The organism is Lamprobacter sp. (assembly GCF_034860625.1).
Taxonomy (GTDB): Bacteria; Pseudomonadota; Gammaproteobacteria; order Chromatiales; family Chromatiaceae; genus Lamprobacter.
The window spans coordinates 1-24865 of the sequence record NZ_JAYESN010000053.1 but is presented as its reverse complement, the minus strand read 5'-3'; the positions used below and the strand labels follow the sequence as shown (position 1 = coordinate 24865).

Here is a 24865-nt window from a genome sequence, read left to right as displayed (position 1 = left end):
TGCCCAGCGGCGTTGCCTGGCTGCGTCGCGTCACCCAGCCGAGCCGCCTTGCAGTGCGTTACCAACAGTCGGTTGAGTTCCGAATCTTGGTGGCTAGGTCGCGTGCAAGAATGGCCTCTGACGCTGCCAATGCCGCTTTTCTCGGCAGCGTCTCCGTGGTGATGTCCCGGTCATGATTCAGGCGGATCAAGCGGTGCTCGAGACCGCCGCTGGTTGGCTGCGGGCCGGCTGCGGTGTCCATCTGGTGACGGTGTTGCAGACCTGGGGCTCCTCGCCGCGGCCCGCCGGCTCGCTTTGGGCGTTGGCGCAAGACGGGGTGCAGGATAGCGTGCACGCTGGCGCACCGAATTCGGCGCAAGCGGGCGCGATGGAGATTGCGCGGGGCGAAGCGGGGGAGGAGACGGCGCATGGGTTAGCAGTCGATGCGCGGGATGGTCCATCCAACGCGGTGCAGGATGGTTCCAGCGTCGGCTCGGTCTCGGGTGGCTGCCTGGAGGATGCGCTTCGCCGCCATCTGTGCGAGCGCGGCCCTTCGCCGCGGCCCGAGGTGCTGCGCTATGGCGTTACCGCCGCAGAGGCACAGCGCTTTGGGCTCCCCTGCGGGGGGCGCGTGGAGCTGCTGGTGGAATGCCTGTCAGACCCAGAGCCGCTGGAGCAGATCCTGGCGACACTTGCCGCGCGCCGGCGCATCGCGCGTCGTGTCGCCTTGGCCGATGGCGCTGTGAGCCTGGTCCCGGCCGCCCGAGATGAGGCCGCGCTGCAGCGCGAGGAAGGTGCGGTGGTGCGGGTCTTCGGTCCCCAGTGGCGGTTGCTGCTGATCGGCGATGGCCTCATCGCACGCCTGGTTGCGGAGATGGCGCTGGCGCTGGGCGATGAGGTCATCCTCTGCGATCCACGTATCCAGGACCCGGCCGGCTGGTCCTTATCCGGAGTGTGTCTCGAGACCCGCATGCCGGATGATGCCGTGCGCGAGCAAGCCAGTGATCCGCTCAGCGCAGTGATGACCCTCGCCCATGATCCGCGTCTGGATGATCTGGCGTTAATGGAGGCACTCAACGCCGAGACTGGCTATGTCGGCGCCCTAGGCTCCCGGTCCAGCCATGCCCAGCGCTGTGAACGCTTGGTCACGCTCGGGGTGTCGGCGGCGCGGCTGGCGCGCTTGCGCGGTCCCATCGGGCTGGCCATCGGTGGCCGCACCCCGGCCGAGATCGCTGTCTCTGCCATCGCCGAGCTGATCGCGGTGCGCAACGGCTCGCCACTCGCACAGCGCGAGCCGCTGAGCGCGGCTGGCGATGCCGCGACTGGCTGACCAGGTTTGGCGCAGACGCCGATCGTCATCTACCGCGACGAGCGGTCATGAACATCCTGCGACCTCGGGCTATTATCGGCCAATGAGATCCCGCCATCCGTTAGGACGGCGATAGGCGAGGTGATGCGTGATGCCGGTTGGGCTGTTGCTGGCCGCAGGTGAAGGCCGCCGTTTTGGCTCCGATAAACGGCTGCAGCTGCTGCCAGATGGCACACCGATGGTGGTGGCCGCTGCGCGTCCGCTGCGCTCAGTGCTGTCTCGGGTGTTGGCCGTGGTGCGCGCGCCCGGGCCGGTCGCCGATCGTCTGGCAGCAGAGGGGTTGGACGTGATGATCTGCCCTGCCGCCAGCGCTGGTATGGGGCATAGCATCGCCTGTGGTGTCGCTGCCAGCCGCGATGCCGATGGTTGGCTGATCGCGCTCGGCGACATGCCTTGGATTAGCGCGAGCAGCATCGCCGTGGTGGCTGAGGCGCTGATTGCTGGGGCTCGGGTGGTGCGCCCGGTGCATGCAGGCGTTGCCGGCCATCCGGTCGCCTTCAGTGCCAGCTTCGGCCCGGCGCTTCAGCGCCTGCAAGGCGATCAAGGCGCGCGTGGTTTACTGCGGCAGGTCGCGGTGACCGAGGTGCTCTGCAATGACCCTGGTGTGTTGCGCGATGTTGATCGCCCGCAGGACTTGTCGCCAACCTGAGCCGGTGCGGGTGCTAACCTGAGTAGTTGCGAGTGCCAAGCTGAGTCAATCCTGCTCGCCCGCAGTTGGCCACCGAGCGATGCACCCTAGGGCGATTGACGTTCGCCCCCGAGCCAGTCAAGCTTCTCGCCACAACTGGATCAACGTGCTGCCTGATGCTGCCATGAAAGAGCTGCTGTGGGATAAGACGCTAAGTATTGATGTGCCGGAGATCGACCAGGATCATCGCCGCCTGCTCGAGCTGTTCAATCGGCTTGGGCAGGCCGCGGAAGACGCTGAGCCGCAGGCGTACATCGAGGCCATCATGGACGAGCTGATCAGTTGCACGGGCTGGCATTTCCAACATGAGGAACGGCTGATGGAGAAGTACGGCTATCATGGACTCGAGGAGCACCGGGCCGAGCATCAGGATCTCATGGCGCGTGGTCGGGCGCTGCAGCAGCAATTGCGGCAAGCCGGAGCCCCGCCATCGGTGCAGGAGATCGCCGTGCTCGAGCACTGGCTCACCGGGCACATCTATGGGGCCGATATGGCCATGGGCGCTCAGCTGGCTGAGGCGATGTAACAACGCGGTGTATCCGAGCGGGAGCGGCAGTTTCTAGGATCATTGCCCGACGATCAGCTGAGACGACCACAGGGCCATGGACGATATTTCTAGGATCGACATTCTTTGGGTGCTCTTGAGCAGCGTCTTGGTGCTGCTCATGCAGGGCGGCTTTTTGTGCCTGGAATCGGGGCTGACACGGAGCAAGAACGCGATCAATGTTGCCCTGAAGAACGCCTCCGATTTCCTCATCGCGGTGCTGGCCTGGTACCTGATCAGCTTCGGTCTGATGTTCGGCGACTCCGAGCAGGGTTGGATCGGCCGCGATCGTTTCGTGTCCGACCTGTCCGCGGGCGACCCTTGGGAAGCCAGCTTCTTCCTCTTTCAGCTCATGTTCTGCGCCACCGCGGCGACCATTGTCTCCGGCGCGGTGGCCGAGCGGATGCGTTTCAATGGCTATCATCTGGTCACCCTGATCGCGGTGGTGTTGATCTATCCGGCCTTCGGCCACTGGGTCTGGGGTGGCGCACTGGGCGGCGAGCCTGGCTGGTTGGCCGAACTGGGGTTCATCGACTTCGCGGGCTCGACCGTGGTGCACAGTGTCGGTGGCTGGATCGCACTCGCGGCACTGCTGGTGGTTGGTCCACGCGCGGGGCGGTTCGATGACGACGAGCCGCGGCTGATCCCGGGCAGTAATCTGCCGCTGGCGATGCTGGGGGTGCTGCTCTTTCTGGTCGGTTGGGTCGGCTTTAATGGCGGTAGCACCCTGGCACTGGATGCGTCCGTACCAGGCATCATCATCAATACCTTGCTGTCCGCAGCGGCCGGCGGCGTGATGGCCTACTTGCTGGCCCGCTGGCTGACGCGCTGGCTTGCGTTCGCCGGTCTGGATCAGGTAGCGGTACCCTTGAACGGTGTCATCGCTGGCCTGGTGGCGATCACGGCCGGCTGTCATGTCGTCGCGACCTGGGAGGCGATCCTCATCGGCGCCCTGGCGAGCCTGTTCATGGTCTTGGCCATCGAGGGCTTGGCCCGTCTGCGCATCGATGACGCGATCGGCGCCATCCCAGTGCACCTGGTCGCTGGCATCTGGGGCACGCTGGCGGTCGCGCTGTTTGGTGCCCCGGCGTTGATCGGCACCGGACTCTCGCTGGGCGAGCAACTGGCTGTGCAGGCATTAGGCGTCGTCATCGCTGGCGCCTGGTCGTTTCCGCTGGCGTACCTGCTGTTGCGCCTGCTCAACCGCTTTTACCGATTGCGCGTGAGTGCGAGCGATGAGCGCCTCGGTCTGAACGTCTCCGAGCACGGAGCAAAGACCGAGATGGTGGACCTGATGACCGCACTGAAACGCCAGGAACGTTCGGCCAACCTGTCCTTGCGGGTGCCGGTCGAGCCCTTCACTGAGGTCGGGCAGATTGCTGCCCAGCATAATCGGCTGATGGAAGGGCTCGAACAGGCCGTGACGCGCAGCCAAGCGATTGTGCGCGATCTGCGCGACGGCATCCTGACCTTCACTCAGGCTGGCCTGCTGACCAGCCTGAATCCCGGTGCCGAAAAGATCCTTGGGGTCACGGGCGAGGCGGCGCTTGGCACCGCGCTGAGCGTTTACCTAGATCCCGCTAGCAGTCAGGCGATCGGCACGGAGGCCAGGGATACCTGCTGGGGTGGTGATCCGGCAGCCTTGACGAGGGCTGGCAAGCTGGAGGTTGCCTTGCGTCGGCGCGAGGCGGGTCAGCCGGTCTTTGTCGAGCTGGCCATCACCCTGGACTCCCGCTCCCCGGACGGCTACACCTGCCTGATGCGCGACATCAGCGATCGGCGCCGAGTCGAGGTCCAGCTGTTCGAGGAGAAAGAGCTGGCGCAGACCACGCTGGAGGCGATCGCTGACGGTGTGATCACCACCGACCGCGGCGGGCGCGTGGTTTACATGAACGCGGTTGCCGCGCAGCTGACCGGTTGGCCGTTGGAGGCGGCCAAAGCGCAGCCGCTGTATCGCGTGTTTCCGGTCGTGAATTCGCCGACCGAGATGCCGAGTGACTGGATCACGCGCCGGGTGCTTGGCGAGGGCGAGACCCTGGTCGAGTCGAAGTCGCGGTTACTCTACTGTCGCGATGGCAATGTCCATGTGGTGCAGCATACGGCGGCACCGATTCGCAGTGCCGATGGACAGCTGCGGGGACTCGTCGTCGTCTTCCACGACAAGACGCAGGAGCGGGCGATGGAGCGCCGGCTAACCTATCAGGCCAAGCATGATGCGCTGACGGGCCTGATCAATCGTGGCGAGTTCGAGCACCGGCTCAGCGAATTGATCGAGCAGCTCGAGGACGGTCCGGTCCAGCATCTGCTGTGCTACATCGATCTGGATCAGTTCAAGCTCGTCAACGATGTCTGCGGCCATGCCGCTGGTGACGCCCTGCTGCGCCAAATTGCCAATCTGCTCAAGCGCGGACTACGCAGCGCCGACACCCTGGCGCGCCTAGGTGGCGATGAATTCGGTCTGATCCTGGCCAATTGTCCGGTTGAGCGCGGTATCGAGATCGCCGAAACCCTTCGCGAGCGTGTGCATGCGCTGCGTTTCCCTTGGGAAGATAAGGTGTTCGGAGTCGGCGCTAGCGTCGGACTGGTGCCCTTGTCGCGCAGCCTGGGCAACCTGGCTGATGCGCTGAGTCGGGCCGATGCGGCCTGCTACGCGGCCAAAGATTCGGGACGCAACCGGGTGCATCTGTACGATCCCGACGACCGCGAGCTGAACCTGCGTCGTGGGCAGATGACCTGGGTGTCGCGCCTGCAGCGGGCGCTCGACGAGGATGGCTTCCAGCTCTTCTATCAGGGCATCGCGCCGGTGCGGCATCCAGAGGATGTCAGCAGCCACTTCGAGATCTTGCTGCGCTTGACCGGCGATGGCGATGCGGTGATGCCGCCAGGGGCCTTCATCCCGGCTGCCGAGCGCTATGGGCTGATGCCGGACATCGACTATTGGGTGGTCGAGCACAGCCTGGAGTGGCTTTCGGCCTATCAGGCGCAGGGCGGTCATGGCATCAAGCGCTGCGCGATTAACCTCTCCGGCGCGACCCTGGGCAATGATAAGCACACGGCCCGCATCCGCGCAGCCCTCTCGCGCCACAAGGTCGACCCGGCGCTGATCTGCTTCGAGATTACCGAGACCTCGACCATGGCCAATGTTGATCAGGCCAAGCGGTTCATCAACGAGGTCAAGCAGCTCGGCTGCCGCTTCGCCCTCGATGACTTCGGCAGCGGCCTCTCATCGTTCGGCTATCTGAGCGATCTCGATGTCGATCTGGTCAAGATCGACGGCAGCTTCATCCGCGACCTCGACAGCAATCCAATCCATCGGGTCATGGTCGAAGCCATCGTCAGTATTGCCGGCGTGATGGGACTCGGGAGCACCGCTGAGTTCGTCGAGAATGCTCGCGTGGTTGAGATCCTGCGCGAGATTGGTGTCGACTATGCCCAGGGCTATCACCTGGCCCGACCGCGCCCGCTGGCTGAGTATCCACCGCTCCAGAGACGGCTATCAGGCCCGGATCAGCGATGAAGCTCTTGAAGCTCTCGCGTATCGCACAAGGATTCGTTAGGCTTTAAGCCATGGCAAAGAAACGAAAGAAACCAGCAAATCGGGCGAGCGCCAAAGCGGCCGCGACGCAGAGCCCCGAGGTGCGCGAGCGCGAAGCACTGCAAGCCCTTGAGGCCGGGCGTTACCGCGAAGCGATTGCCGACCTCAAGGCCCTGCTCAAGGATGATGCGGCCAGCGAGCGCAGTGCCACGCGGCGGTTAGCGCTCGCCGAGGCCTATGCCGGTCGGGCACAGGAGTTGACCGATAAGGGCATGCTCAAGGAGGCACTGGTGATCTGGGAGAACCGTGCTGCCCTTGGTCCTGAGGTGCCGCCGGCCCTGGAGCACGGCCTGCTGTGCCTGCGCCTTGGCAATCTAGAGCCGATGCTCAAGCTCTGGTTGCAGCGCGAGGCGCTGTCGTCTGCCGAGCGCGAGCGTCTCGGGGAGCAACTCGCGGCGGCGGTGCTGGCTGGTGATCAGCAACTCCTTGCCCGGCTTGATGCCGATGATCTGATTCGACGCCATGCCGAGCCGGCGCGCACCGCGCTTGAAGCCTACTGCGCTAAGGATGCGAAGGCGCTCGAGGCGGCCTTGGCGCAGATTCCGTTCCGCTCGCCCTATCGGGCCTGGACCACGTTGTTGAAGGCGCTCGTTCGCGCCGAGCAGGAGCCAGAGGCGGCCCGCGCAATGCTCGAACGCATCGGCGATGACTCAGCCTTTGCCCCGCTAAGGCGCGCGGCCGAACTGGCGTTGCTCGATGATGCCGGGTTCATCAGCGCGCTTGAGCATGCCGGACCACAGCAGGCGGCCTTTGCCGCACAGCTCCGCGGTTGGTTGCCACAGCAGCTGGAGCTGGCTCAGGCGCTGGCCGCGCTGGGTGCCAAGCCGAAGCCCGCTAACTCGAAGCCCGCCAAGTCCGCGGATCAACAAGCGCCCAATCGGCAAGCGATGGATCATCAAGGTCTGCTCCGCCTGCTGCAGCGCTATCGGGATCTGCTCGGCGCAGACTGGGTGCAACAGGCCAAGCTGCGGCTGTTGCCGCCCATCTCCGAGCCCTGGGGGCCGCGTCCGAAGGGCTGGCGCGAATTGACTGACCTGGAGCAGGCCTTGGTCGAGGCCTGGAACGCGGAGGACCCTCAGGGTGGTTTCGGCTGGGACCCCCCCGAGGCGTGGGAGGCGGTGGCCGATGCGCTCAGCAAGCCGCATTGCACTGGCGCTGGCCTTGCGGCGCAAGATCGACTGCTCGGGGCGGCCCTCGCCCTGCGGCGTTTCGATGCGCGTTACAAACTCCTCGAGACCGATCCGAGCAAGGGCCCTGTTGACACCGATCCCGATTCGGGCGAAGCGATTGCGGCTGAGCAGCTCGAGCGCAGCCTAGCGTTCGACCCAGACCATCGCGAGACCTATCTGCGGTTGATCAGCTGGTATCGGCGCGCCGATCGATTGAAGGACGCTCGGCGCATCCTGAGCGTTGCCCAAAGGCGCTGGCCCAAGGATATGGCGGTGTTGGAGGCTGCGATGCAAACGGCGCTTGCCAGCAATGCCTTCAAGAAGGCTGCCGGGCTGGCGCAGCAGATGCTCAAGGTCGATCCGATCAACACCGGTGTGCGTCAGCAACTGGTCAAGGCGCATCTCCGGCATGCCGCGAAACAGATCCGCAACCGGCGCGGAGATCTCGCGCTCAAGGAGGTGGGCGAGGCGCGCAACTGGGTCGCGCGTGGCGCGGGCCAAGACCATTTGCGTGAGCGCCTGACCTGGATCGATGATGTGTTGGCGATGCATTACGTCGATCGCGATGCGGCGCGTGGCCGGTTGCTGGAGCGGTTGCAGCAACGGGGCGAAGGGCTCGCGGGTCGTGTCGAGCTGATGCTCGCGATTGACGAGCTCACGGTGAGCCAGGCACAGGTTGCCAAACTGCTGGAGTTGAAATCGGAGAAGGTCCGTGATGCCGCTGATCTGCGGTCAATCATCACCCATTTACGACAGTTTCTCGATCAAACCGAACGTTTCACCAAGGGCTTATCCGATCAGCTCAAGGTGATGCTGAAGGGGGCGCCTTGGAAGCAGCTCGAGCGCGCGGAGCTAGAGGTGGCTTGTGAGCCCCTGCGCCGCATGCGGCTCCATGATGCCCGTCAGGAGGCTGCCCGCGCCGCCCTGAAACGCTGGCCGCGGACGCCAATCTTCGAGTTTAACCTCTATCACAGCCAATATTCCGATCAGGGCCACCCGAAGCCAAAAGAACTGGAGCGGATGCGCGAGGCCTTGCAGCGAGCCGAGGAGGCTGGTGACATGCGCGTGGCAAACGAGCTGCGCGAGCTGGTGCGGCAGTTCCTCCCGTTCGGCGGCCTGCCAATGCCAAGCTTTGATCCGGACTTTGATCCGGATTTTGATCCGGACTTGGACCCAGACTGGGATGAGGGTTCAACCGATCAGATGGCGGCCTTGCTCACCGGTGCGCTTGGGCTCGATAAACTACTCGACGCCCTGAAACGCAAGCCATTGAGGCAGGCGCTCGAGGAGTCCAGCATGCCCGGGGTCTTGCGTGCCCATTTCCTTGAAATGGCGGAAGAAGAGGGTGAAGAATCGGTGGTCGAGATGCTCGAAGCGATCGTGTTGAGTGCCGTGAACAGTCTCGACGGGTTGCCGCTGCCGAATGCCGGCTCCGGTTCCGGCTCCGGCTCCAAACAGCGCAATCGCAAGTCCAAGAAATTCCCTTTTAATTTAGATCTATTCTGATGGCTGATCCCTTTCTCGTGCTCGGCATCGATTCCGATGCCGACGATGCTGCCGTGGAAGCGGCCTATCGCAGTGCGATCAAGCGCTGTCCACCCGACCGCGATCCGGCCGCGTTTCAGGCCGTGCGCGAGGCCTATGAGCAGTTGCGCACCCGGCGTGATCGGATTGCCTATCGGCTGTTCGAGACCACGCCGCCGCAACCGATCGACATCTTGCGCCGGGCCCAGGTCAGCCGGCGCGCTGCCCAGTCGACGACCCCGTCCGCGGCCAAGCTCGACGGGAAGCCCAGCGCCAAGCCGGCGACTGAACGGGCCTCTGTATCAGACGCTTCGGACATGCAGCGCCCTGCTCCGGAGCGGTTTCAAGCCTTGCTGAGAGGTGAGCCCTAAATGGATACGGCCACCAAGGATCGGCTCGCGGAACGTTTTCGCATCTACCTGGATCAACCGCCCGCGGCCGCGCAGACCAGTGCAGATCTGTTCGGCGATGCCGAGGATAATGCCCCGAACGCGCCGGATCTGTTCAGCCTGCTTGCAGAGGTCGCAGCGCTGAAGAACGAGGTCAAGCTTGAATCGCGTCAGTTCAAGACCGCGCTCGATGAGTTTCGTGGGCTCTTCGAGAACCTGCAATCGGCTCAGACGCGTCTTGAGCAGGAACGGCAGCGGCGGCGTGAGCAGGAGCGTGGTGCACGCCGGCGCGAGCACAAGGAACTGCTGCTCGAGCTGTTGGAGCTGCGCGACCGGCTCCAGGCCGGACAGGCGAGCGCAGCTGGTTATAAGCCTAAAGGGCTGTTCGGTCGGCGCCGTGCGCGTGAGTTCGCAGCGGCCATGGCCGAGGGGCTGGCGATGAACCTGCGCCGGCTCGATGAGACCCTAGCGCGGCGCGGCGTGCGGCCGCTGCCGGCGCTCGGCAAGACCTTTGATCCGCATCGGATGCATGCCGCTGAGTTGGCCTTCGATCCAGAGATCCCCGCTGGTCAGGTGATCGCCGAACGCCGCCCCGGCTTCCTGCTCGAGGACGAGCTGCTGCGGATCGCTGAGGTGGTCGTCAATCGCCCTGAGGCGGTCGGGCCGGCTGAGCCACCAGCGCCACCAGAGCTTGCGGCATCTGAGAGAACTGCCGCACCGACCAGGCCTGAAGCTGCACCTATCGCGTCTGCACCTATCGCGTCTGCACCTGCCGCGTCTGCAAAGCCTGCGGCCGCTGCTGAACCCATCAACCAGACACCGACCGAGCCTTCTCCATGAGCGACATCATCATCGGCATCGATCTTGGCACCACCAATTCGGAGGTCGCGGTGTTACGCGATGGCCGCGCGGAGGTGCTCGAGGTCGATGGCTCCCGTATCCTGCCCTCGATCGTTGGCATTGCCGATGACGGCGCCCTATTGGTCGGCCAGGCCGCGCGTAATCAGTATGCCCTGTATCCGGAGCGCACCATTCGCTCGGTGAAACGACGCATGGGCGAAGATGTCCGGCTGCCGATGGGCGATCAGTCCTACAGCCCGCAGGAGATCTCGGCGTTGATCCTGAAGCGGCTCAAGCGCGCCGCCGAAGAACAGCTAGGCGAGCCGGTCGGCAAGGCCGTGATCACGGTGCCGGCCTACTTCTCCGATGCCCAGCGCCAAGCGACCCGCAATGCCGGCGAGCTGGCCGGGCTCGAGGTGGTGCGCATCATCAACGAGCCTACCGCCGCTGCCTTGGCCTACGAGGTCGACGCCGAGCAGCCGCGCACCATCCTGGTCTACGACCTGGGTGGCGGCACCTTCGATTGTTCGGTGGTGCGTGCCGGTGGCGAGATCACCGAGGTACTGGCCAGTCATGGCAACAACCACCTCGGTGGTGACGACTTCGACGCCAAGCTCATCGAGCATGTCGTCACCCACCTGAAGGAGCAGCACGACTGTGATCCCAGCCAGGATCAGGCCGCGATGGCGCGCATCATGCGCGCCTGCGAGACGGCCAAGATCGCGCTCAGCGATGCCCCCTATGCGCGCATCGACGAGGAGTACCTGCTGCCCGATCGCAATCCGCCAGTCAACCTGTCGTTGGAGGTCAGCCGCCTCGACTACGAGGCGATGATCGAAGGCTACATCGACGAGACCCTGGATGCCGTGCATACCGCGCTCAAGGGTGCCGAGCTGACGGTGTCCGACATCGACGAGGTGGTGTTGGTAGGTGGTGCCACGCGCACCCCGGTGATCCAAGCGCGACTCGAGGAACTGCTCGGGATGCAGCCGCGCGCCGAGATCGACCCCGATCTCTGCGTCGCTGCGGGCGCCGCGATCCAGGCCGCAGTGATCGCCGGTCAGGCGACCAGCACCGTGCTGGTTGATGTGACGCCCTATACCTTCGGCACCAGCGCCCTGAGCGAGATGAACGGGATGCCCTATCCGTACTGCTTCGTGCCGGTCATCCGCAAGAACACGCCGATCCCAACCAGCAAGACCGAGGCCTTCCAGACCATGTTCGACGGCCAGGACGCGGTCGATGTGCACATCTACCAGGGTGAGGATCGCGATGCGCTCAACAATACCGAGATCGGCTCGTTCCATGTCGAGGGGCTGAGTGACGTACCGGCGGGTAACGTGATCCTGATGCGCTTTGATCTGGATCTGGATGGCATCCTCAAGGTCACGGCGATCGAGAAGAGCTCTGGGCTGGAAAAGCATATTGAGATCGACAACGCCACGGCCCGGTTTGAATCCGAGCAGCTCGATGCGGCCAAGCAACGCCTCGCGACGCTCATCGATGGTGATGCCGAGGTTGAGGAGGGCGCTGATGCCGACACCGAGCAGCATCGTGGGCAGGTTCGCGCCAAGGCCCTCCTTGACAAGGCCGAGCGCCTGCTGCAGAGCGCGAGCGATGAGGACAAAGAGGATCTGATCGATCTGATCGAAGCCGTGCGCGATACCTTGGAGGCAGGGGATCAGGATGGGCTAAAGCGCTCGACCGACGCCTTGGCCGATCTGATCTATTACCTGGAGACCTGAGCCCGAGCCTCGGCGCTTAGGCGCGTAGGCGCTTAAGCGCTTAAGCTTTGGGCGTCGACGACCAGCTGGATGTCAGAACGAGCGATCAGAGCCACCATGGAACGCTGTCCCAACTGCCGTGCCCGCCTCGATGAGGCCGAGACCTGCCGCCGCTGCGGTATGGAACTCGGTCTGCTGCTGGCGACCGAGCGCGCCGCTGAGCACTGGCTGCGCATCGGCATCGCCGAGTTCGTCAAGGATGAGGAGCCAGCGGCTGCGGAGCAGGCGCTGCGGCGTGTGTTGAGCCTGCGACGCGACCCGCTCGCCAAGTCGCTGCTTGGTCTTCTATATCAGCGCGTTTCCAGTTCGAGCGATCGGCTCCTGATCGATCCCGGTGCCAGGCTCGTGATCTCCAATTTTGGTGGTCGGATACTGATCTCCTCCGAGCACTCAGGTGAGCAGCCGACGCCCAATCAAAGCATGTCTTAGGCGTTCGCGAGGTGATCGATTGCCGGATGAGTTAGGGCTTTGGGCTCAGCCTCGCCGCCGACGTTGCTTTGGCTGCGGCGAGTTCGGTGGCTGCGATCGACGCATCCGTTATCTTTGCGACCTAATCCAGCCGTTTCTTGAAGCGCAATGAGGCGATCAGCAGCCCGACCAGCATGAAGCCGAGTAGCCAGAAGGTGTCCGTGGCGACCTGGTCGAGACTGGCATCGCGCAGCATTACGGCGCGGATGGCGCGCATGAAGTGGGTCGCTGGCAGCAGCTCGGCGATGTATTGCGCTGGCACCGGCATGCCCTCGTAGGGGAACATGAAGCCGGAGAGCAGGATCGAGGGCAGCAGGATGAACACCGTCATCTGCATCGCCTGCAGTTGATTGCTGGCCAGGGTCGAGAGCACCAGCCCGAGCGCGAGGCTGGCGCCGATGAAGGCCAGTGTCGCCGCGGCGAGGGCGATGAGCGATCCGTGCAAGGGCACGCCAAAGATGAGATGGCCGAGCAGCAGGATGATCGCGGTCTGCACCAGGCCGATGACGATATAGGGCAGGATCTTGCCCAGCATCAGCTCGAGCGGGCGCACCGGGGTGTTGATCAGCATCTCCATGTTGCCGCGCTCGCGCTCGCGCACGATCGCCGCCGAGGTGAACATCACCATGGTCATGGTCAGGATCACCGCCACCAGTCCAGGCACGATGTTGATCGCGGTGCGCTGCTCCGGGTTGAAGAACAGCGCGACGGCGAAGGTGGGCGTGGTGCGGTTGGCGGGGCGGCGCAGTAATTCGCTCAGTGGCATCGCGCGCAGGCCCTTGATGGCGCCGGCGATCATGGTATCGGAGCCGTCGACGATCCATTGCGCGACCGCTCGGCTGGTCTGGCCGTCGGTCGATGGGGGTGTCTGCAGTCCAGCGCCGACACTACCGCTGCGAGCGATGCGCTGGCTGAGATCGGCGGGGATGATCAAGGCGGCGCGGACCCGGCCTTCGATGATCGCGTCTTGCGCCGCGCGGATGTCGGCGTAGCGTTCAGTGAAGCGCACCACCTGGGTCGCCTCCACCGTCTGCGCCAGCACCCGGCCGAGGGCGCTGTTGGACTGATCGACCAGCGCCGCGGGGATGTGGCGCACGTTGGTGTTGATCGCATAGCCGAACAGCACCAGCTGGATCAGCGGGATCATGATCACCATGCCGAGCGTGGTGCGGTCGCGCCGCAGCTGGGTCAGTTCCTTGGTCAGGATGGCGAGGATGCGCCGGGCGGATTGCAGCAGGGCGTTCATCGCCGTTGCTCCTGGTGCTGATCCTCGTCGTTGCCGCGGTTGCCGTGATTGTCATGGGATGAAAGGGACTCGCCATACAGCGCAACTGAGGGCGCCGGGCCTGGGTGGTCCCGAGTCGGTCTACCCGTGCTGGTGACGAAGACGTCTTCCAGGCTTGGCCTCACCCGCTCCAAATCGCTAGGCGCGGGCCGTAGCGACTGCGCCTTGAGCCAGGCGATCGGATCGCTGATCCGATCCCGCACCAGCACCAGCACCAGCACCCGCAGCCGGCTGCCAAGCTGCGCCGCCGAGATCACCCCCGGCAGCGCCGCGAGTTGCTGCTTGAGCGCCCGCAGATCGGGCGCCTCGACCTCGACCACATGGGCGCCCATCGCCGCCATCAGCGCCGCCGGCGAGCCATCGGCGCGTTTATGGCCGGACTCCATGATCGCCAGCCGATGGCAGCGTTCGGCCTCGTCCATGTAATGGGTCGAGACCAGGATGCTGGCGCCGGCATCGATCAGGTCGAACAGCCGCTCCCAGAAATCGCGGCGGTTCTCGGGGTCGACCGCCGAGGTTGGCTCATCGAGAAACAAGAGCGTCGGCTTGTGGACGGTGGCCGCGGCCAGGGCCAAGCGCTGGCGCTGGCCACCGCTCATGCGCCCAGCGAGGCGGTTGCGCATCGGCTCCAGCGCATAGGTCGCGAGCAACTCGTTGATGCGGGGCGGCGTGCTCATCGGCTGTCGCAAGCGACGCCATGGGATATTGCTGCAGGTCTGGGACAGCGGCATCGGCATCCCGGAGGGGCGCATCCCGGAGGTATTCGAGGAGTTCCGCCAGATCGACAATCCCCACCGTGACCGCAGTCGTGGCCTCGGGCTTGGCCTGGCCATCGTCCGGCGCCTGTGCAGCCTGCTCGGGCTGCCGCTGAGCCTGCGCTCGCGCCTGGGGCGAGGCACGCTGGTGAGCGTTCTGCTGCCGCATGCCACCAGCCCCAGCAACGCGGTTGCGGCGTCGTCGCCGCCGCCGATCTGGCAGATGCAGGGCCGCGTCGTGCTGCTCATCGACGACGAGCGCGACGTCCTGCAGGCAACCGCGTTGTTATTAGGGCAATGGGGCTGTGCGGTGCTGACGGCGGATTCCGGCGCGCAGGCGCTGGCGCTGCTGCGCCGCGAGGGGCTGGTGCCGGATGTGATCCTCTCCGATCTGCGCCTGCGCGATGACGAGACCGGCATCGACGCCATCGCGGCCGTGCGCGCGGTGCTGCGCCAGCCCGTGCCCGCCGTCCTGCTGACAGGCGATACCGCGCCCGAGCGCATCCGCCTGGCGCGCGAGAGCGGCTACCGGCTACTGCACAAGCCCCTGCAGCCCGCCCGCCTGCGGGCGGCCTTGCAACGGGCCATGGCAGGTATCCCTGTGAACAGCGGCGCTGCGTCGCCATCCTAGCGCGGCATGTCGGACAAGTGTCGTGCTGCTGATGGGTGAATACCGCTGGATGGCGCTGCCGTTCCGCGCCGTCCGCGACTGGTCGAAGGTGTCAGCTCAGAGACACCTAAGCGTAACACTGTCTTCTGAGGGGAACGGGCTGGCGCGGGTTGAGTGGGCACAACCCGCGATTGCCTGGATGCACACGTTCGGCCTGCTGGAACTCGGGATGTAACACGAAATCAAGTGGGTATCGCACCGATCCCCGTCCGTCACCTTTCGCTCCCGAAGAACAGTTGCCGTGTTCGCTTGCTGCGGTGTCGGCTTCCGGCCAGGAGCGGTCACTGACTTGTCCGACCTAGACGTCCGGTGAAAAGCGCTGAGCGGTCGGTCGCGGCGCCCTGGCCAAACGCGTGATCTCGCCCATCGAGGCAGATTATTGACGACGCAAGAGTTTCTTGTGGATGATGCCCTTCATCAGGCGCTCTTACTGCTGCAGACGCAGCAGGCAGCACCCCCAGCAAACGCTGAACCTCGCGCTGTTGTGCGTGCAGGTCCTCGTCGTTCATCGCGAGCTGGAAATCGGCAAACTGCGGTAGATCATTGCGCCCAACTGGACATGTTGCGAGGGAGTCGCCCGTCCGGGTCGTTGACGGTGATTGAGTTGCCACCCTTGAGTCGCTCCGAGTAAACGACCACATTCGTTCCACTCTCGTGCGTCTGGCTCGGAAAGAGGATGCCGGGGTATCCGTGCGCTAGTACCAGATCGGCGAGAACCCAGGTTGGCGGCTCGACACGTCGCTCGAACTTCAGGTGGCGCCAGTCCTCGCGCCAGTCGTGCCATAGATCGTCCCAGGGCTCGCCGTCGTGGAACTGGCGCAGGTCGACCAGGTCAAACAGTGCCACGGTGTACGAGCACATGGTGCAGGGTGGTAGGAAGGGTGAGGTCTGCTGGTATTCGCGCAAGGCGGTCACCTCATCCAGCGACAGGTACAGCGCCTCCACGCCCTCTCGGTTGAATCGTCCCCCTCGGATTGCGGCGCCTGCACCGCTGGTAGGCCGACTGGCCCACTGCGGGGTATGCGCCCGGAACAACGTGGTGCCGGGAGGCAGGTCGCACAGGATCATCCGACGAACCCGGCGCTGATCGACTCCAGGTAGCCGATCGCATCCTCGGTTCGCCCTTCTTGAATCAGTTGCAACAAGGTCTTGTGGCGAAACGAGGGAATCGGCTCGTTCTTGATTAGAAAGATGGCGTGTTGCGGGTCTGGCTGCACCGCCGTGGCGGCCGACAACACGCGCATCAGGTCACGCAGTGCGCTTTGTAGTCTTGGCGATTCCGGATGGGTGCGCAGGGTGTTGCGATGGACCCCTGCCAGTTCGGCCAGATCCTGTTGTTGCAGGCCGAGGATGTCGGCAACGCCCGATGCCGAAAACCGCGACGTGCCCGGCTCCCGCGTCGATTCGAGCACGTCTGCGAAGATGGCAGCCATGAGGTTCTCCTAGGGTGTACGTCAGAAATGCATATTCTACGCACAGTATAGGCATAGCTCCAGCTGCCGCCGGTCCCTGTATGTAGCCATTCCGAGCCCCAGGCGACCTCTTCGCGTGTCAGCTGAATGCACGACTGCGGTCACGTAATCTTTCCCGCTGACTGACCGCTCCGGGTCGGAACCGAACGTTGCGAACCGCTCTTGGCACTGTCGGAGTGTGGAATCGATAGCCAGTCTGGCGAGGTGGGCGAATCCTTGACCGATTTCGACTATTCGACTCGTGGTTCGCCGAATTCGGGCGCCGACATGAACCCACGATTCTGTTATTAGTTGGAGAACATTTTGGCGACAACGACGACGCCAGATTCAGAGCTCATGGTGTGACCAACAGGTTTTGTCGACAGGACATAGAGGTAGAGTTCTGAGTGATCCGGACCCATAGCGATCAGAAGAACAACCGTCAACGCCTAGAAACCGCTGAGCCACCATGATGCTGGATTGGAACGCTATTGATACCGTCTTCCTCGATATGGACGGCACGCTGCTAGACCTGCGCTTCGATAACCACTTCTGGCTGGAGCATGTTCCGCTGCGCTATGCCGAGTCGAGAGGGATCTCGCTGGCGGCTTCTAAGGATGACCTCTACGGGCGCTATCAGGCGCTGCTGGGCTCGCTGCAGTGGTACTGCGTCGATCACTGGACGCAGGCGCTTGCGCTCGACATCGCGATGCTGAAGGCGGAGGTCGAGCATCTGATCGCGATTCACCCGCATGTGCTGAGCTTCCTCGAGGCCTTGGCCGATGCTGGCAAGCGTCGTGTGCTGGTCACCAACGCGCATCAGAAGTCGATCGAGCTGAAGATGCGCAAGACCCGTCTCGATGGTCATCTGGAGCACATCGTCTGTTCCCATGATCTCCGCGCCGCGAAGGAGTCTCCCGAGTTCTGGCCGCGGGTGCAAGCGATTGAGCCCTTCGATCCGCAGCGGACCCTGTTCGTCGACGACAGTCTGCCCGTGCTGCGGGCTGCTCGTGAGTATGGCTTCCGTTGGCTGCTGGCGATCCTGGTGCCAGATTCGGCGCAGCCGGCGCGCGCTTGTGAGGAATTTGATGCGATCGAGGATTTTTCGGCACTCTTGCCCGCGCTGGAAGCCATGGCGCCCCCACTGCCGGGCGCTGAGGCGGCAGATCGAGCAGCTCATCGAGTGCGTCGTTGATTGACACGCGCGCCTCCGGTCGCTGGCGCACCGCGATCAATTGCATCAATTGCAGCAGGCGGCCCGTGCGGATCAGCGTCATCGCTGAACAACTCCCGATGTGAGCGCAGGAGCAGACCGCTCAGCCCAAGGCGCGGGTTGCGGCCGAGCTGGCCGTAGGCCTCGGCCAGGGAGGCCGCCTCGTGGATCACGACCGGCGCGACCTCGCGGCGGGTCTCCGCCTTGATGCCCATGCTCTCCAGCTGGAGCTTCACGCTCGGCGACTCGGCCAGCAGGGCAAACTGCACACGACGTCCGCGCTGCCGACCGACCCGTAGATGCCGACCGAGGTGGTCAATGTCGGCGACATCGAGCAGGCCATCCTGGATCAGTGAGCCCAGGAGGTAGAGGCCCTGTGCTCAGACCAATGGCACGTTGTTATTGGGCTCCCGCGCTTGACTGCCTGGCGCCTGTCGTCGGGCTCTTGGTCTGCAGCGGTTGCCCTGGCGAGTCTTTGTCCGCATGCTGCGGTGGATACCTACCACCAACAGAGCCGATAACAATGATTCGATTCTTGAACAGCCTGCGTGTCCTACTGCGTCGATCCTTATTGATGCTGCTGCTGGCTCCAATGGCCATGCATGCGATGGCCGAGCCAGCGCCGATCGACATCGAAATGTCGCTCAAGCAGGTCTCCGAGCATGTCTATTACGTGCAAGGGATGGCGGGGATCGCAACCGATAATAAGGGTTTCATCTCCAATGCGGTTGCCATCGTGACCGATCAAGGAGTCGTGCTCGTGGATGCGCTGGGGTCACCCTCGCTAGCGCAGCGCTTCTTGGGGGAGATACGTAACGTCACCGAAGAGCCGATCAAGGCTGTCATCGTGACCCATTACCACGCGGATCACATCTATGGTCTGCAGGTCTTCGACGACCTTGGCGCTGAGATCATTGCCCCAGGCGGTTTTCAGGATTATCTGGACTCGCCGGCGGCGGACAATTAAACGTACCAGGTTCGGGTTTTCTGCGTATTGCTCAGCGCGCGGCCCGTTCCGGGGAGTTTCGATGCTTATCGGCGTTGGGGGCGTTGGGGGCGTTGGGGGCGCTGGCGGGTTGGCGAATCCTCTATCGGGCATGTGCCTGCGCTGTTACTCGGCACCGCTGCTGACTGATCGCATCGGACAATGAACTGCAATTGGGACGAGATGAAGGCTGCAGCCAATCTGCGTAAGCATGGCGTGAGCTTCGAGGAGGCATGCACCGTCTTTACGGACCCGTTCGCCGCCACCGGCGCCGATCCAGACCACTCGACCGGCGAGGCTCGCTGGATCACCTTTGGTGTGTCTGTTGTTGGGCGCTTGTTGACCGTGGCGCACTGCGAGCGCGACGATGTGATCCGTATCATCAGCACCAGACCCGCGACTCGATCTGAAAGGCGACTCTATGAACATGGCTGACGACAAAGATCAAGCAGACGACCTCCGCCCGGAGTATCGTCATGAGGATTTTCCCGCCGGTTTCGTACGCGGAAAGTACGCGACGAGAGTGGCCGAAGGCTCTAACATCGTACGCATCGACCCCGATCTGGTCTGGGCATTTCCCGATAGCGCCGCCGTCAACGAGGCCCTGCGAGCCTTGGTTCAGATCGCCGAGCGCAGCGCGCGCAAACCCTGACTCAACAATCATCCAATTAAACGCAATTAAACGTACCAGGTTCGAATTTTCTGTGTGTCGCTGAATGCAGCTCTTAATTTCCATATCCAAGGTTTAAACCCCCGCCTTTCAGGCGGGCAGATTTCATCTCAAGCCCTCTAGCTGGTAGGTTGGCAGGGAGTCAACCGGAGAGGGGAGATCGATGGATTACCGTTACGGCAGTCACACCGTTTACAAAATTGAGTATCATTTTGTTTGGGTCACGAAATATCGCTACAAGGTGCTGCGTGGGGACGTTGGTTTGCGTGTCCGAGAGCTTGTTCGACAGACATGCGAAGCGTTCGAGATCAGGATATTGAAAGGCGTGGTCAGTCAGGATCATGTCCATATTCTGGTCTCCGCCCCACCGGAACTGGCACCGAGCGAAATCATGCGTCGGGTCAAAGGGAGGTCGTCGAGCAAGTTGTTTGAGGAGTTTCCGACCTTGAAGAAGCGCTATTGGGGGCGTCACTTTTAGGCACGAGGTTACTTTTGTGCCACAGTCGGAGAGATGACGGAGGAAATGATCAAGGACTATAGTATTTGCTGGGGAGCTTTTCGTAGCCCTGGCCCGTCAACCGCAAAGCCGTGAGCCGATCGCCCAAGGTCCCCTTTTGGTGCGAGCTGACAAAGGCAATCACCCGCCCGTTCGCCGCCAACCGCTGCTGCGGCCAACGCATCGCCACCGCTGTCTTGGGCGGCTCCGCCTTCACCGCGATCTCCACCGGTCGCTCGGCGAACCGATCCCACAGCCGCCCGAGTACCGACCGGCCCGCCGACTACGGCGAGCTTGCCCATGATGGCAGGACCGGAAGCGCCGGCAACTGAATACGCCGTCGCCGCTCCGGCCGCCGTGGCCGACATATCACGCAGGGTATCGACCACCTCAAACACCTGTCCAACCGGTGCCGGGGCGACAATTTGTCCTATCTCCAGGGCAGCATCGACTGTCTGTTTATTTCTGTCAGCGGCTTGCACGATGTCACTGAGGCAGCAGAGAAAAACGGCACCAGCCAGCGCCAGGACGAAGCGGGTCTTGGTGAAGCGGCGAGTCAGGGTGGTCATGGCGATCCTCCGTTGGGTCAGCGCGGGTGAGTGGTCTCCCCTCACTAACGCGTGGCACGGAGAAGTTTTCAATGGATGCTGAAGAAAGCCGGCGGTGGTCTTGGCGTGGGATCGGCTCATCAGAGCCGCAAGATTCCGTACCAGCATGGCCGGCGAAACCCAGCTGTTTTCACAGCAGCGGACGTAGATCCAGGACCATCCGGCAGGGAAACTCATCGCTCAGCGGCGCGCACCCAAAATGCGTGTAGAAAGCCTGCGCCTCAGCGTCGATGGCATCGGTGACCAAGAGTCGGAAGGCGACGGGGCCGGTCTGCGCGAGTTGCAGCGTCAGCCCCAGCGCCTCCTCGAACAGGTAACGGCCCAACCCCTGCCCGCGAACGCGGGAATCAACAGCGAGCCGGGCCAGGAGAATTCCGGGAATCGGGAAGCGCGGCAGCCGCTCCAAAGCGGGAAGCGACACCAGCGAATCGCGTTCGACGCTGACGGTGGTGAGGCTGAAATAACCGGCCAGCCGGGGAGCGCCGGTTCCACTGTCGATCGCCACATAGGTCCGCGCCAGGAGATCCTTTTCGGCGTGACGCAAGGCGTACCGCCGCAGATAATCGACCAGGCTGGCGTGTGGATTCTGGAAGTCGGCGAGCAGTGGACGGTGAGCGCGATCCAGCGCCTCAATGTGGAGCGACATGGCTCAGTCCGGCGACGACCAGTGCAGCGACGGGGGGCGTCGTGGCACCTGCGCCAGGTTCGCCAGCGCGGTGCGCAAGGCCGGGGGCGGATCGAAACCCTGTTCGAGCAGGGTCGCCAGGTGCTCCACCTCGGCATCCGTCAAGACCAGCCGCTCGCCCACCGACCGGTGCTCCGCCGTGATCAAACGCTCCAGCGCGGGATGCAGCAGTCGCTCGACCCGGTCGCCCCGGCGCGCCTCGATGACCCGCCCCTGCTCCGCCTGGCGCGCGACCCACCCCGCGATCGCCGCCATTTCGCGCAAGAGATCCGCCTTCTGATTGGGTTCGAGTCCAAACCGCTCGCGTAACAGATCGAGTTCGGCTTCGAGGACAGCATTGGTCAGGGCTTGAAAACGTGCCATCGATCATCTCCTGTTATTGAGCAAAAGATTACTCACTCCAACCGGAAAGCGCAAGCCGATGGCCGCGCGGCGTCAGCAAGGCGACCCTTGGACGATCCGCGCCACTGTCTCGCGCTGTAGCAGATCCGGCATAACTCGGAACCTTTGCTCGGCCAGGGTTTGAACGTCATGGCTGCGCATCATCATCAAACAGCGCAGGGCGGCGGAACGTCGAAGGGTATCGAAGATCTGGCCCATCTCCTTGTCACCCTCAGCCTGGTAACTACTTGGAACATAAGGTGGCCGCGCTCTACCGCTCGCCCGACCCCGGCGAGGAGGGCGGTGAGCGCGGATGACGGTGATGCCAACCGCCGCGTCCATCCATGCAGTCATCGCCATCACGCTGGCATTGGCCGCCCTGCTCCTGTGGCTGGCGGTCTCGATCGAGCGGCGCGTACATGCCGCGGCCTGCAGAATGCCGCTCAGGTCCACGCACCACAGCCGGCATGTTCAGGCCGCTGCACGCCAGCCGAGGTGGATATCAATCGCATCATAGGGGAAGTGCAGCGAACCTCGCTCGGTCTTATCGATCAGCCCAATCGCGATCAGGTACTGGGCATCCGCCTGGACCGCGCTCAGGTCACGCTCAAGCCGGCGAGCCAGCTCTCGCGCGTCAAGCGGACCGGATCCCGCCAAGGCCTTGAGAATGGCAAAGCGATGACTGGTCAGCGTATCGAGCAGATCCTCTTGCGTCGTAAACAAGTAGCGTGGTGGTTGCGGTGTCTCGCGCTCTAGCGATGAGATCGCTTGCGTGAGCGCCTCTTCCTCGCTCGCGACTTCAATCATCAGCGTGCTCATGGGTCTGCCTCCAGTACTACACGCAGCCTTGCCATGCCGCACAGTCCTCTTTGATTTCTGGAATCCTTAAGGATATGTCCACCGGAATTCACTCATACGGCTGCCAGTCGTTCTACCGTATCTGGGAATTTCTCCACTAGACGAATCAACAAGGCAGCCTGGGCATTAGGCCTAGCGCGGCCTTGCTCCCAGTTTTCAAGTGTGCGGGGATTGATGCGCAGATAACGTGCAAACATGGGACGCGACAGGTTCAAACGTTTGCGCAGGGCCAGCAACTCCTCGGCAGTCACCTCTGGTGTTGGGTGGATGTCAACCTCGTGGGTGCGTAGCGTCTGCTTGCCAACGCGCGCATCCGAGAGTGCATCAAACCCCTCAACAATCTCCGCAAACAGGTTCCGCTTCTTCATCGCTTGGCCTCTAATTCCGCTTGCAACATGCCCTTGAGTGCCTTCTTCTCGGTGGTGCTCAAGTCTTCCATTTCGTCCTTGTCGTACAGGGTAAACAGCCAGAATTGCGAACTGCTTGCCCACCAGTAATAGATCACACGCAAGCCGCCCCGCTTGCCCTTGCCACGGCGCGGGTCGGCATGCCGCAGCTTGCGCAGCCCTCCCGTCCCTTCGATCACGTCTCCGGATTCCGGGTTCTTCATCATGGCATCCTGTAGAATCCCAAAGCCAGCATCGTCGAGATAGACGGCCCGGTATCGAGAAAAAGCGGGCAATTCGACGAAGATGGCTTTCATCGCGCAAATTATACGCAAGTTGCGGACAAGAGCAATGAAATCCAGGATGCGTACAGAAAAAAACTCCCAGGCGCGTCCCCCGGGATGGATGGCGGGAGCCTATGGTCAAACGGGATCAGTGACGAGAAACGCGGGCCGATTGCCTACCTGTTTGCCCTCAAGGAGGACGAACCGGCACCGGTGCGCCTCTATGCCCTGCATCGGATGATCCGCGCCGAGGCGCTGACCACCCAGCCGGCGCGCACCGCGGAGGGCTTCGATCTGGACCAGGCGATCGCCGAGGGCAAGGTCGACTTCGGTCAAGGCCGGCTGATCGTGCTGGAGCTGCGAGTGCGTGGCTATCTGGTGCCCTTGCTCAGTATCTGCCCGCTCAGTGCCGATCAGCAGCTCGAGGATGAGCCGGAGACCTCCGCCTTCAGCCTGCGGGTGTCCGCGCAGCTGCCCTCCACCGGGCAACTGCTGCGTTGGCTGCTTGGCGCCGGCGATAATCTGGAGGTCATCGCCCCGGCGGAGCTGCGCCATGTGATGCGGGCGCAATCGGATAAGGTGGCCGCGCTCTACCGCTCGCCCGACCCCGGCGAGGAGGGCGGTGAGCACGGATGACGGTGATGCCAACCGCCGCGTCCATCCATGAAGTCATCGCCATCGCGCTGGCGTTGGCCGCCCTGCTCCTGTGGCTGGCGGTCTCGATCGAGCGGCGCGTACATGCCGCGGCCTGCAGAATGCCGCTCAGGTCGACGCACCGCAGCCGGCATGTTCAGGCCGCTGCACGCCAGCCGAGGTGGATATCGATCGCATCATAGGGGAAGTGCAGCGAACCTCGCTCGGTCTTATCGATCAGCCCAATCGCGATCAGGTACTGGGCATCCGCCTGGACCGCGTTCAGGTCACGCTCAAGCCGGCGGGCCAGCTCGCGCGCGTCAAGCGGACCAGCTCCCGCCAAGGCCTTGAGAATGGCAAAGCGATGACTGGTCAGCGTATCGAGCAGATCTTCTTGCGTCGTAAACAAGTAGCGTGGTGGTTGCGGTGTCTCGCGCTCTAGCGATGAGATTGCTTGCGTGAGCGCCACTTCCTCGCTTGCGACTTCAATCATCAGCGTGCTCATGGGTACTGCCTCCAGTACTGGATATCACGGTCGAAATCGATCAGGAGCTGCGGCATCGAGCTAAAAGTCAGCGCGCATTCCTGATCGTCGATGTGCTTATGATCGCCGTTCACCAGTGCCAGTCGGTACTTGTAAGGATGCGAGCTTCCTGCAAGCGGCTGAGGAAGCCGCCAGACGTGTATCTCCTTGAACAGGGATGCGCTCAGTTTCCGGCGATACGATAGAAGCAGCTTTGCTTTCATGTCGATAGCTTATCAGCGCAAATAAGAGCTTGCCCGCCGATCCGAAAACGATACGGAAAAGCCGGAGGGCTGAGGGTGCTAGGAAGCCGCTGATCCTGTTGGAGCGCGAAAACGACAAGGAAATCATGGATGATTTGATCAGGGCGCTAACGTCAGCTCAGCAATGACTTAGGGGTTTCCTGGCAACCAGCCGCCCGTCTCCACATCCAGCGTCGCCTGCTGCTCAACGGCGATCCGCACCCAGATCTCGCCGATGCGCAGACACTCCCCGAGACTCAGTGCCGGCTGCTCAAGCCCATAGCTGTGATCGTACAGATCATGAAACAGCCAACAATGGGGAATCTGGTTGAGCCGCCCCGGAAAGCGACGCACCGTCTCGCGGTAATCCACCCCTTGATGTGAAATATCC

The 24865-nt window shown here is 63.2% G+C and carries 30 protein-coding genes and 1 pseudogene; 17 read left to right on the top strand and 14 right to left on the bottom strand.

Annotated features, from left to right (window positions below; translation table 11 throughout):
* Window positions 1-172: 172 nt before the first annotated feature.
* The 9 genes from VBE63_RS14675 (at window position 173) to VBE63_RS14635 (ending at window position 12310) form a co-directional block, all read left to right on the top strand.
* Window positions 173-1309, top strand: a complete 1137-nt coding sequence (locus tag VBE63_RS14675) for an XdhC family protein (RefSeq protein ID WP_323683774.1) — start codon at window positions 173-175, stop codon at window positions 1307-1309.
* Between the two features lie 130 nt (window positions 1310-1439).
* Window positions 1440-1997, top strand: coding sequence for a nucleotidyltransferase family protein (locus tag VBE63_RS14670; RefSeq protein WP_323683773.1), 558 nt, complete (start codon window positions 1440-1442; stop codon window positions 1995-1997).
* Between the two features lie 163 nt (window positions 1998-2160).
* On the top strand, window positions 2161-2562 hold the full coding sequence (locus VBE63_RS14665; RefSeq protein ID WP_323683772.1) for a bacteriohemerythrin: 402 nt from the start codon (window positions 2161-2163) through the stop codon (window positions 2560-2562).
* A gap of 76 nt (window positions 2563-2638) precedes the next feature.
* On the top strand, window positions 2639-6097 hold the full coding sequence (amt, locus tag VBE63_RS14660) for an ammonium transporter (RefSeq protein WP_323683771.1): 3459 nt from the start codon (window positions 2639-2641) through the stop codon (window positions 6095-6097).
* Between the two features lie 50 nt (window positions 6098-6147).
* Window positions 6148-8850: a hypothetical protein gene (locus tag VBE63_RS14655; RefSeq protein ID WP_323683770.1), complete on the top strand. Its 2703-nt coding sequence runs from the start codon at window positions 6148-6150 to the stop codon at window positions 8848-8850.
* On the top strand, window positions 8850-9239 hold the full coding sequence (locus VBE63_RS14650; RefSeq protein WP_323683769.1) for a DnaJ domain-containing protein: 390 nt from the start codon (window positions 8850-8852) through the stop codon (window positions 9237-9239). Before VBE63_RS14655 ends, VBE63_RS14650 begins: the two co-directional genes overlap by 1 nt.
* Complete coding sequence (grpE, locus tag VBE63_RS14645; RefSeq protein ID WP_323683768.1) at window positions 9240-10097, top strand: nucleotide exchange factor GrpE; 858 nt, start codon at window positions 9240-9242, stop codon at window positions 10095-10097.
* Complete coding sequence (locus tag VBE63_RS14640) at window positions 10094-11842, top strand: Hsp70 family protein (RefSeq protein ID WP_323683767.1); 1749 nt, start codon at window positions 10094-10096, stop codon at window positions 11840-11842. Before grpE ends, VBE63_RS14640 begins: the two co-directional genes overlap by 4 nt.
* A gap of 96 nt (window positions 11843-11938) precedes the next feature.
* Window positions 11939-12310, top strand: coding sequence for a hypothetical protein (locus VBE63_RS14635; RefSeq protein WP_323683766.1), 372 nt, complete (start codon window positions 11939-11941; stop codon window positions 12308-12310).
* A 121-nt stretch (window positions 12311-12431) separates the two neighbouring features.
* Here VBE63_RS14635 and VBE63_RS14630 read toward each other — a convergent pair whose 3' ends face one another.
* The gene (locus VBE63_RS14630) at window positions 12432-13595 is read right to left on the bottom strand and encodes an ABC transporter permease (protein ID WP_323683765.1); all 1164 of its coding nucleotides are present in this window, start codon (window positions 13593-13595) and stop codon (window positions 12432-12434) included.
* The gene (locus VBE63_RS14625) at window positions 13592-14311 is read right to left on the bottom strand and encodes an ABC transporter ATP-binding protein (protein WP_323683764.1); all 720 of its coding nucleotides are present in this window, start codon (window positions 14309-14311) and stop codon (window positions 13592-13594) included. Before VBE63_RS14625 ends, VBE63_RS14630 begins: the two co-directional genes overlap by 4 nt.
* Here VBE63_RS14625 and VBE63_RS14620 point away from each other — a divergent pair.
* Together VBE63_RS14620 and VBE63_RS14615 are read left to right on the top strand one after the other, a co-directional pair.
* Window positions 14292-15020: a response regulator gene (locus tag VBE63_RS14620; protein WP_323683763.1), complete on the top strand. Its 729-nt coding sequence runs from the start codon at window positions 14292-14294 to the stop codon at window positions 15018-15020. The two genes, VBE63_RS14625 and VBE63_RS14620, sit on opposite strands and share 20 nt — an antisense overlap.
* A 22-nt stretch (window positions 15021-15042) precedes the next feature.
* Window positions 15043-15234 (top strand): hypothetical protein, encoded by a 192-nt coding sequence (locus VBE63_RS14615; RefSeq protein WP_323683762.1) that lies wholly within the window; start codon window positions 15043-15045, stop codon window positions 15232-15234.
* A 365-nt stretch (window positions 15235-15599) separates the two neighbouring features.
* Here VBE63_RS14615 and VBE63_RS14610 read toward each other — a convergent pair whose 3' ends face one another.
* Both VBE63_RS14610 and VBE63_RS14605 read right to left on the bottom strand, forming a co-directional pair.
* The gene (locus VBE63_RS14610; RefSeq protein ID WP_323683761.1) at window positions 15600-16127 is read right to left on the bottom strand and encodes an RES family NAD+ phosphorylase; all 528 of its coding nucleotides are present in this window, start codon (window positions 16125-16127) and stop codon (window positions 15600-15602) included.
* Window positions 16124-16492, bottom strand: coding sequence for a DNA-binding protein (locus VBE63_RS14605; RefSeq protein WP_323683760.1), 369 nt, complete (start codon window positions 16490-16492; stop codon window positions 16124-16126). Before VBE63_RS14605 ends, VBE63_RS14610 begins: the two co-directional genes overlap by 4 nt.
* A 490-nt stretch (window positions 16493-16982) precedes the next feature.
* Here VBE63_RS14605 and yrfG point away from each other — a divergent pair, with 490 nt between their 5' ends.
* A complete protein-coding gene (yrfG, locus tag VBE63_RS14600; RefSeq protein WP_323683779.1) occupies window positions 16983-17705 on the top strand; it encodes a GMP/IMP nucleotidase in 723 nt (240 codons plus the stop codon).
* Here the strand turns inward: yrfG and VBE63_RS14595 are convergent.
* Complete coding sequence (locus tag VBE63_RS14595) at window positions 17687-17959, bottom strand: hypothetical protein (RefSeq protein WP_323683759.1); 273 nt, start codon at window positions 17957-17959, stop codon at window positions 17687-17689. The two genes, yrfG and VBE63_RS14595, sit on opposite strands and share 19 nt — an antisense overlap.
* Window positions 17960-18246: 287 nt before the next feature.
* Between VBE63_RS14595 and VBE63_RS14590 the strand changes: the two genes are divergently transcribed.
* From VBE63_RS14590 to tnpA, 4 genes and pseudogenes are all read left to right on the top strand, one after another.
* Entirely contained in the window at window positions 18247-18690 is a 444-nt protein-coding gene (locus VBE63_RS14590) for an MBL fold metallo-hydrolase (RefSeq protein WP_323683758.1), read from the top strand.
* A 180-nt stretch (window positions 18691-18870) separates the two neighbouring features.
* A complete protein-coding gene (locus tag VBE63_RS14585) occupies window positions 18871-19143 on the top strand; it encodes a BrnT family toxin (protein ID WP_323683757.1) in 273 nt (90 codons plus the stop codon).
* Window positions 19136-19360, top strand: coding sequence for a hypothetical protein (locus VBE63_RS14580; protein ID WP_323683756.1), 225 nt, complete (start codon window positions 19136-19138; stop codon window positions 19358-19360). Before VBE63_RS14585 ends, VBE63_RS14580 begins: the two co-directional genes overlap by 8 nt.
* A 181-nt stretch (window positions 19361-19541) precedes the next feature.
* Window positions 19542-19970: pseudogene (gene tnpA / locus VBE63_RS14575) on the top strand (IS200/IS605 family transposase).
* Here the strand turns inward: tnpA and VBE63_RS14570 are convergent.
* From VBE63_RS14570 to VBE63_RS14545, 6 genes are all read right to left on the bottom strand, one after another.
* Window positions 19913-20443, bottom strand: a complete 531-nt coding sequence (locus VBE63_RS14570) for a hypothetical protein (RefSeq protein WP_323683755.1) — start codon at window positions 20441-20443, stop codon at window positions 19913-19915. The pseudogene tnpA and the gene VBE63_RS14570 sit on opposite strands and share 58 nt — an antisense overlap.
* Window positions 20444-20612: 169 nt before the next feature.
* The gene (locus VBE63_RS14565; RefSeq protein ID WP_323683754.1) at window positions 20613-21128 is read right to left on the bottom strand and encodes a GNAT family N-acetyltransferase; all 516 of its coding nucleotides are present in this window, start codon (window positions 21126-21128) and stop codon (window positions 20613-20615) included.
* 3 nt (window positions 21129-21131) lie between these two features.
* The gene (locus tag VBE63_RS14560) at window positions 21132-21530 is read right to left on the bottom strand and encodes a hypothetical protein (protein WP_323683753.1); all 399 of its coding nucleotides are present in this window, start codon (window positions 21528-21530) and stop codon (window positions 21132-21134) included.
* A gap of 489 nt (window positions 21531-22019) precedes the next feature.
* Window positions 22020-22367: a transcriptional regulator gene (locus tag VBE63_RS14555; RefSeq protein WP_323683752.1), complete on the bottom strand. Its 348-nt coding sequence runs from the start codon at window positions 22365-22367 to the stop codon at window positions 22020-22022.
* Between the two features lie 92 nt (window positions 22368-22459).
* Complete coding sequence (locus VBE63_RS14550) at window positions 22460-22774, bottom strand: helix-turn-helix domain-containing protein (protein ID WP_323683751.1); 315 nt, start codon at window positions 22772-22774, stop codon at window positions 22460-22462.
* Window positions 22771-23109, bottom strand: a complete 339-nt coding sequence (locus tag VBE63_RS14545) for a hypothetical protein (RefSeq protein WP_323683750.1) — start codon at window positions 23107-23109, stop codon at window positions 22771-22773. Before VBE63_RS14545 ends, VBE63_RS14550 begins: the two co-directional genes overlap by 4 nt.
* An 84-nt stretch (window positions 23110-23193) precedes the next feature.
* Here VBE63_RS14545 and VBE63_RS14540 point away from each other — a divergent pair, with 84 nt between their 5' ends.
* Entirely contained in the window at window positions 23194-23712 is a 519-nt protein-coding gene (locus VBE63_RS14540) for a WYL domain-containing protein (protein ID WP_323683749.1), read from the top strand.
* A gap of 154 nt (window positions 23713-23866) precedes the next feature.
* Here VBE63_RS14540 and VBE63_RS14535 read toward each other — a convergent pair whose 3' ends face one another.
* The 3 genes from VBE63_RS14535 to VBE63_RS14525 form a co-directional block, all read right to left on the bottom strand.
* Window positions 23867-24214, bottom strand: coding sequence for a transcriptional regulator (locus tag VBE63_RS14535; protein WP_323683748.1), 348 nt, complete (start codon window positions 24212-24214; stop codon window positions 23867-23869).
* Window positions 24211-24456: a hypothetical protein gene (locus VBE63_RS14530; RefSeq protein ID WP_323683747.1), complete on the bottom strand. Its 246-nt coding sequence runs from the start codon at window positions 24454-24456 to the stop codon at window positions 24211-24213. Before VBE63_RS14530 ends, VBE63_RS14535 begins: the two co-directional genes overlap by 4 nt.
* Window positions 24457-24624: 168 nt before the next feature.
* The coding region (locus VBE63_RS14525) for a hypothetical protein (RefSeq protein ID WP_323683746.1) at window positions 24625-24865 on the bottom strand (241 nt) is incomplete at its 5' end.

What these genes read in the sequence shown, in the direction of transcription:
- VBE63_RS14675 (WP_323683774.1), top strand. Translation starts at nt 173, where the DNA reads ATGATTCAGGCGGATCAAGCGGTGCTCGAGACCGCCGCTGGTTGGCTG.
- VBE63_RS14670 (WP_323683773.1), top strand. Translation starts at nt 1,440, where the DNA reads ATGCCGGTTGGGCTGTTGCTGGCCGCAGGTGAAGGCCGCCGTTTTGGC.
- VBE63_RS14665 (WP_323683772.1), top strand. Translation starts at nt 2,161, where the DNA reads ATGAAAGAGCTGCTGTGGGATAAGACGCTAAGTATTGATGTGCCGGAG.
- amt (WP_323683771.1), top strand. Translation starts at nt 2,639, where the DNA reads ATGGACGATATTTCTAGGATCGACATTCTTTGGGTGCTCTTGAGCAGC.
- VBE63_RS14655 (WP_323683770.1), top strand. Translation starts at nt 6,148, where the DNA reads ATGGCAAAGAAACGAAAGAAACCAGCAAATCGGGCGAGCGCCAAAGCG.
- VBE63_RS14650 (WP_323683769.1), top strand. Translation starts at nt 8,850, where the DNA reads ATGGCTGATCCCTTTCTCGTGCTCGGCATCGATTCCGATGCCGACGAT.
- grpE (WP_323683768.1), top strand. Translation starts at nt 9,240, where the DNA reads ATGGATACGGCCACCAAGGATCGGCTCGCGGAACGTTTTCGCATCTAC.
- VBE63_RS14640 (WP_323683767.1), top strand. Translation starts at nt 10,094, where the DNA reads ATGAGCGACATCATCATCGGCATCGATCTTGGCACCACCAATTCGGAG.
- VBE63_RS14635 (WP_323683766.1), top strand. Translation starts at nt 11,939, where the DNA reads ATGGAACGCTGTCCCAACTGCCGTGCCCGCCTCGATGAGGCCGAGACC.
- VBE63_RS14630 (WP_323683765.1), bottom strand. Translation starts at nt 13,595, where the DNA reads ATGAACGCCCTGCTGCAATCCGCCCGGCGCATCCTCGCCATCCTGACC.
- VBE63_RS14620 (WP_323683763.1), top strand. Translation starts at nt 14,292, where the DNA reads ATGCGGGGCGGCGTGCTCATCGGCTGTCGCAAGCGACGCCATGGGATA.
- VBE63_RS14625 (WP_323683764.1), bottom strand. Translation starts at nt 14,311, where the DNA reads ATGAGCACGCCGCCCCGCATCAACGAGTTGCTCGCGACCTATGCGCTG.
- VBE63_RS14610 (WP_323683761.1), bottom strand. Translation starts at nt 16,127, where the DNA reads ATGATCCTGTGCGACCTGCCTCCCGGCACCACGTTGTTCCGGGCGCAT.
- VBE63_RS14605 (WP_323683760.1), bottom strand. Translation starts at nt 16,492, where the DNA reads ATGGCTGCCATCTTCGCAGACGTGCTCGAATCGACGCGGGAGCCGGGC.
- yrfG (WP_323683779.1), top strand. Translation starts at nt 16,983, where the DNA reads ATGCTGGATTGGAACGCTATTGATACCGTCTTCCTCGATATGGACGGC.
- VBE63_RS14590 (WP_323683758.1), top strand. Translation starts at nt 18,247, where the DNA reads ATGATTCGATTCTTGAACAGCCTGCGTGTCCTACTGCGTCGATCCTTA.
- VBE63_RS14585 (WP_323683757.1), top strand. Translation starts at nt 18,871, where the DNA reads ATGAACTGCAATTGGGACGAGATGAAGGCTGCAGCCAATCTGCGTAAG.
- VBE63_RS14580 (WP_323683756.1), top strand. Translation starts at nt 19,136, where the DNA reads ATGGCTGACGACAAAGATCAAGCAGACGACCTCCGCCCGGAGTATCGT.
- VBE63_RS14570 (WP_323683755.1), bottom strand. Translation starts at nt 20,443, where the DNA reads ATGACCACCCTGACTCGCCGCTTCACCAAGACCCGCTTCGTCCTGGCG.
- VBE63_RS14565 (WP_323683754.1), bottom strand. Translation starts at nt 21,128, where the DNA reads ATGTCGCTCCACATTGAGGCGCTGGATCGCGCTCACCGTCCACTGCTC.
- VBE63_RS14560 (WP_323683753.1), bottom strand. Translation starts at nt 21,530, where the DNA reads ATGGCACGTTTTCAAGCCCTGACCAATGCTGTCCTCGAAGCCGAACTC.
- VBE63_RS14555 (WP_323683752.1), bottom strand. Translation starts at nt 22,367, where the DNA reads ATGAGCACGCTGATGATTGAAGTCGCGAGCGAGGAAGAGGCGCTCACG.
- VBE63_RS14550 (WP_323683751.1), bottom strand. Translation starts at nt 22,774, where the DNA reads ATGAAGAAGCGGAACCTGTTTGCGGAGATTGTTGAGGGGTTTGATGCA.
- VBE63_RS14545 (WP_323683750.1), bottom strand. Translation starts at nt 23,109, where the DNA reads ATGAAAGCCATCTTCGTCGAATTGCCCGCTTTTTCTCGATACCGGGCC.
- VBE63_RS14540 (WP_323683749.1), top strand. Translation starts at nt 23,194, where the DNA reads ATGGATGGCGGGAGCCTATGGTCAAACGGGATCAGTGACGAGAAACGC.
- VBE63_RS14535 (WP_323683748.1), bottom strand. Translation starts at nt 24,214, where the DNA reads ATGAGCACGCTGATGATTGAAGTCGCAAGCGAGGAAGTGGCGCTCACG.
- VBE63_RS14530 (WP_323683747.1), bottom strand. Translation starts at nt 24,456, where the DNA reads ATGAAAGCAAAGCTGCTTCTATCGTATCGCCGGAAACTGAGCGCATCC.